General features: G+C 68.4%; 3 protein-coding genes. All 3 read left to right on the forward strand.

The genetic code is table 11. The features are described 5' to 3' along the window. Window positions 1-47 precede the first annotated feature (47 nt). A complete protein-coding gene (gene eccCa / locus FNH05_RS06420) occupies window positions 48-4,010 on the forward strand; it encodes a type VII secretion protein EccCa (protein WP_144586350.1) in 3,963 nt (1,320 codons plus the stop codon). 103 nt (window positions 4,011-4,113) lie between these two features. Then, window positions 4,114-5,121: a hypothetical protein gene (locus tag FNH05_RS06425; protein WP_144586351.1), complete on the forward strand. Its 1,008-nt coding sequence runs from the start codon at window positions 4,114-4,116 to the stop codon at window positions 5,119-5,121. 6 nt (window positions 5,122-5,127) lie between these two features. Continuing rightward, the coding region (locus FNH05_RS06430) for a WXG100 family type VII secretion target (RefSeq protein ID WP_483964222.1) at window positions 5,128-6,095 on the forward strand (968 nt) is incomplete at its 3' end.

Genomic DNA, 6,095 nt, shown 5'->3' on the forward strand with positions numbered 1-6,095 from the left:
GACGGGAAGCGCGATGCCCACGCCCCGGGTGCTCGGGAGGTTCGATCTTGGGAACGATCATAGTCAAACGGCCCGCTCGGCAACCAGCGCCCGAGCTGCCCTCCGGCGACGTGGTGCTCGACCCGCCACCGGAAAACCCGCCCCCCGCGGGTAAAAGCTGGACGCGGGTGCTGATGATCCTGCCGATGCTCGCCGGCACCGGCGGCATGGCCCTGCTGATCGGCGCGGGCCGCTCCGGCCCGCTCATGTACGTGGCGGGCGGGCTCTACGGCGTCGCGGTGCTCGGCATGATCCTGTACCAGATCATCAGCCAGGGTGGACAGGGCGCGGGCAAGCAGGAAATGATTGCGCAGCGACGGCGCTACATGCGCCGGCTGTCGCAGCTGCGCGCCCAGGTTCGCGACACCATCGACCAACAGCGGCGCGCCATGTTCTACCGGCATCCCGCCCCGGGGCAGCTGTGGTCCACCGCGCAGAGCGCGCGCGTGTGGGAACGCAGGCCCGCGGACTGGGACTACACGGTCATCCGGATCGGTCTCGGCTCCCAGGAACTGGCCACCCCGCTGGTGCCGCCGCAGACCAAGCCCATCGACGAACTGGAACCGCTGTGCGCGATGGCGTTGCGCAAGTTCGTCACCTCCTACTCCACGGTGCCGGATCTCCCGGTGGCGGTGGCGCTGCGCGGGTTCTCGCGGATCTACCTGACCGGCGACCGGGAACGCGGCCGCGCGCTGGCCCGCGCGATGGTGGCGCAGCTGGCCACGTTCCACGCCCCCGGCGACGTGCTCGCCGGATTCTGCGTGCGCGAAAGGGAGGAATGGGAATGGGCCAAATGGCTGCCGCACGCCCTGCATCCCGGTAAGACCGACGCGGTCGGCCAGATCCGGCTGGTGACCACGAGCGTGACCGCGCTGGAGGCGATCCTCGACGACGTACTGGCGAACCGGCCCCGGTTCAATCCCGGTACGACGCCGATCGAAGGGACCACGCACCTGGTGGTCTTCGTCGACGGCGGGGACACCACCGGCTCGCAGCACCTGATGATCGAGGGCGGCGTGGAGGGCGTCACGCTCATCGACCTGACCGGACAGCCGCCGAGGCTGCTGGATTCCGGCACCCTGGTACTCGACATCGCCGCCGACGGCGGTCTGACCAGCCGGACCGTGGACGGTGAGGGCACCATCGGCCTCGCCGACGAACTCTCGACCGAGGACATCCGCGGGCTGGCGCGCACGCTGGCGCCGATGCGGCTGTCGGCCGTTTCCAACGGGGAACAACCGCTGTCCCATTCCCTGGAACTGACCGAACTGCTCAACCTTGGCGACCCGTACGAGTTCGATCTCACGGCCTCCTGGGTGGCGCGGTCCAACCGGGACCGGCTGCGCGTACCGATCGGGATCACCGCCGACGGCAGGCCGATGGAGCTGGACCTCAAGGAGTCCGCACAGGACGGGATGGGCCCGCACGGCCTGCTGGTCGGGGCCACCGGCTCCGGCAAGTCCGAACTGCTGCGCACCCTGGTGCTGGCACTGGCGGTCACCCACGATTCGGAGATCCTCAACTTCGTCCTCGTCGATTTCAAGGGCGGCGCGACCTTCACCAAGCTCGACCGGCTGCCGCACACCAGCGCGGTGATCACCAACCTCGCCGACGAACTGCACCTGGTGGACCGCATGCTCGACGCCATCGGCGGTGAACTGCTGCGCAGGCAGGAACTGCTGCGCAAGGCGGGCAACTACGGCTCGCAGCGCGACTACGAGCGCGCCCGTGCCGCGGGTGCGCCTCTCGACCCACTGCCCGCGCTGCTGGTCATCGTCGACGAGTTCTCCGAACTGCTCACCGCACGGCCCGACTTCATCGACATGTTCGTCCAGATCGGACGGGTCGGCCGTTCCCTCGGCGTGCACCTGCTGCTCGCCTCGCAGCGGCTCGACGAGGGCAGGCTGCGGGGACTGGACTCGCACCTGTCGTACCGGATCGGGCTGCGGACCTTCTCCGCCATGGAGAGCCGTGTCGTGCTCGGCTCGCCGGACGCCTTCCAGCTGCCCCGCTCGCCGGGGAACGGCTTCCTGCGGTTCGGCACCGAGGACCTCGTCCGTTTCAAGGCGGCCTACGTCTCCGGGGTGCAGCGCAAGGGCGCCATCCAGGTCACCGACGAAGAGGGACGGCACATCGATCCCGTCCAGGACTACTCGACGCGGTACCTGAAGCCGCGGCTGACCGACGAAATCGCCATGCCGGACCCCTCGGACCCCGGTGACACCGAAGAGCTCGGTGAGACGCTGATGGACGTGCTCGTCGCGCGGCTGGAGGGACAGGGGCGGCCCGCGCACCAGGTGTGGCTGCCGCCGCTGGCCGAACCGCCCACGCTCGACCAGTTGCTGTCCCCGCTGGTGACCGATCCCGAGCGGGGCCTGACCACCGAGGCCACCGAGCGCCGCGGTGCGCTGCAGGCCGCCGCCGGCATCATCGACCGCCCCGTCGAGCAGCGCCGCGACGTGTGCTGGGTGGACCTTTCCGGCGCGGGCGGCAACCTCGCCGTGGTCGGCGGCCCGCACAGCGGCAAGAGCACCCTGATCCGCACCGTCCTCGGCAGTCTCGCGCTCACGCACACCCCGGCCGAAGTGCAGTTCTTCTGCCTCGATTTCGGCGGCGGTAGCCTCACCGCGCTGCGTGACCTCGCCCATGTCGGTGGGGTGGCGACGCGCCGGGAGATCGACCAGGTCCGGCGCAGCGTCGCCGAGTCCCTCACCCTGCTCGCCGAACGGGAGCAGCGTTTCGCCGAGCACGGTATCGACAGCATGGCCACCTATCGCCGTCTGCTGCGGGAGGGCCGGTTCCCCGAAGACCGGTTCGGCGACCTGTTCGTCGTCGTGGACGGCTGGGGCACGCTGCGCACCGAGTTCGAAGACCTGGAACCCGGCGTGACCGAACTGGTCAACCGGGGTCTCGCGTTCGGGGTGCACGTGATCGCCGGTGCCAACCGGTGGATGGATCTGCGGACGAGCGTGCGCGACATGTTCGGTAGCAGGCTGGAACTGCGGCTGGGTGACCCGCTGGACTCGGTCATCGGACGGCGCCAGGCGGCGAGCGTGCCCGAGCAGGCTCCCGGCCGCGGCCTGGCCCCGGACGGCATGCAGTTCCTCGCCGGGGTGCCGCGCATCGACGACAGGTCCACGGACGAAGACCTCACCGAAGGGGTCCGCCGGTTCGTCGCCGCGGTCAACGCCGCGTGGCCGGGCCGGACCGCACCGGCGGTGCGGCTGCTGCCCGCCGAACTGCCCTATGCCGAACTGCCCGCACCGGACGAGCAGGGCATCCCGGTCGGGATCTCGGAAACCGACCTGCGACCGGTGCGGCTCGACTTCACCGCGGAACCGCATCTGCTCCTGCTGGGCGACGTCGAATCCGGCAAGAGTTCGTTCCTGCGCGCGCTGGCGCGCGGCCTCATGACCCGGTACCGGCCGGACGACGTGCAGCTCGCGCTGATCGACTTCCGCCGCAGCCTGCTCGGCCTGGTGCCCGACGAATATCTCGTCGGCTATGCGACCACGAGCGGAACCGTGCAGGAAATGGTGCGTCTCACCATCGACGCGATGACCAAACGGCTCCCCGGAGGCGATATCACGCCGGAACAACTGCGCACCCGCAGTTGGTGGAGCGGCCCGGAACTGTTCGTCCTGATCGACGACTACGACCTGGTCGCGCCGAACCCGCACGACAATCCGCTGGTGCCACTGCTGGAGTTCATGACGCAGGGCCGCGACATCGGACTGCACCTGGTGGTCACCCGCCGCACCGGCGGCGCCGGGCGGGCGCTGTACGACCCGGTGCTGTCCCGCATCCGCGATCTGGCCTCGCCGGGCATCCTGCTGTCGGGCAGTCCGGAGGAAGGGCCGTTGCTGGGCAATCTCAAGGCCCGGCCGCTGCCCGCGGGCCGCGGCTGGCTGATCACCCGGTCCGGCGGTTCACGGCTGGTCCAGCTCGCGCACCTGCCCGCCGACGAGTAGTTCCGCCGGGGGGTTGACACGTGATGGTTGGTTGAAGATGCGGAGGCCGGCCGGCCCGAGCCGGCCTCCGCGGTCAAGCGCGAAACCCTACGGGAGGAACGGTATGGGGGCAAAAGATCCGGAACCGACGGTCCCGATCGCCGACTGGGCTACCGAAGGCAAGGCGCTCAAGGCCGACCCTTCCTCTTTCACCGGATACGGCGAGAACGTCGCCACGATCCGGGGAAACCTGGAGAGCGACAACATGTCCGCGAACACCGCGTTGCGCGGTGGCGGGGAGGACACCTCGCTGAGCACCGGCGGTTTCGAGCCCGGCGCCGATCTGACGAGCGTGGTCTGGCGCAACACCGGGGAGATGGCGGCCTGCGTTCCCGATCTCGACCAGAACATCGCCGCCATCGCCTCGGTCGCCCTGATCCTGGGTGATCTGTACAAGGACATGGACGGCCACAACAAGTCCATGCTCGAAGCCTGTGAATGGGCGTTCGCCATGCCGGGCGCGGACACACCGGACAACCTTCCGTACTACATCGATCCGAAGCAGACGATCGAGAGCCTGATGGCGCAGACCCCTACCGGTTCGCCCGGAGGCGACGTGGCGGACGACCAACTGCTGAGCGCGTCCTCCTTCACCGGCGCCACGGTGGCGACCTACAAAACCTCCGACGGTGGCATCCGATCCGTGGTGACGACCCCGGACGGCGTCACCGAAATCCTCACCGACAACAATGGAAAGACGGTCTACGAGGTGACCACGACGCCGGATGGCACCACGACCACCACGACCTACCGGGACGGCAAACCGTTAGGCCAGACGAAGAGCGTGTCGAAGACCGTCGAGAGCGGTGACGTCACCGACGAGCAGACCATCACCACCCAGTACGACGAGAACGGCAAGGCGATTCCCGGCAAGAAGACCGTCGAGCACATCGTCACCACGAAGTACGACGATGGCCAGCACACTCGGGAGTACTACACCGAGGACGAAAATCAGCATCGGACCAACGAACGCTACATCGGCCCCCAGCCAGATCCGGTCACCGGCAAGGACTGGAAGGACCTGGCGGACCAGCGGCTGGCCGAAACCCGTCGCACACTCGGCGGGATGTGATCGGTCATGGCAGGCCAGGACAACGACCCGTACTTCGGCTTCGATCCCAGAACCCTCGACGTCCCGTCGAATCCCGCGAGCATCTTCAGCCCCGCCATTGGCAAACAGCCCTCCTACCAGGGGCCACCGGCACTTCCCCGGTACTACTCCGACACCTGGAAGAACGGGAACGACACCGGAGCGAGCCACGGATCCTACGATTTCGGGGGTCTGGACATCGAGGTCATCAACAAGCAGATCATGGGGGAACAGCCGGGCACCACCGAGGAACGTTCCCAGCAGTGGAACAACGTCGCGGTGATGTTGCAGGGCGTGGCGGACCAGTTGCGCGAGCAGACCCAGGCCCTCGCCGCACACTGGGAATCCCCTGGTGCCAAGAAGGTCTTCCTCGAGAAGGTCGGTATGACGCTGGCCTACCTGACCGCGTGGCAGCAGGCGGCCATCGTCAACTCGGTCGCGCTCTACGGGGTCGCCGGGGTGATGCGCGAGGCCCAGGCGGAGATGGAACAGCTCTACTACGAGTACTCGATGGAGGTCGGCGTGCTGAAGTCGATGAACCAGGACCCACGCATGATCGACCCCTACCTGGGCCGCAAGTTCATCCCGGACCGGACGGTCCGTGAGGAGGTGGCGGCGTACGACAAGCGTGCACGTGAACTGGCGAACCGAATCGCCTCGGAGTACGCCCCTTATCTGACGCAGCTCGAGAACGGGCGCGCGAAGATGGTGGAAACGCTCAACGCCGTGGTGCATCCCGGGGCCTACGGGCCCATGCCGCCTCCTGGCAACTACTACCTCGGCAATGGAGGAGGAACCGTCCCGACCGGTTTCGGCGGCGCACCCCCCGGCGGCAACCACGGCAAACCTCCCGGTAAGGACTACGGCAAGCCCCCTGGCAAGGACTACGGCAAACCACCGGGCAGCAACGGCACACCGCCACCGGCGCCGGGCCCCGCCCCGCAGGGCGTTCCCAC

This window comes from Amycolatopsis rhizosphaerae (genome assembly GCF_007713715.1).
Lineage (GTDB): Bacteria > Actinomycetota > Actinomycetes > Mycobacteriales > Pseudonocardiaceae > Amycolatopsis_E > Amycolatopsis_E rhizosphaerae.

Bases quoted from the DNA above. Each gene is read 5' to 3' on its own strand.
- FNH05_RS06425 (WP_144586351.1), top strand. From the start codon at position 4,114: ATGGGGGCAAAAGATCCGGAACCGACGGTCCCGATCGCCGACTGGGCT.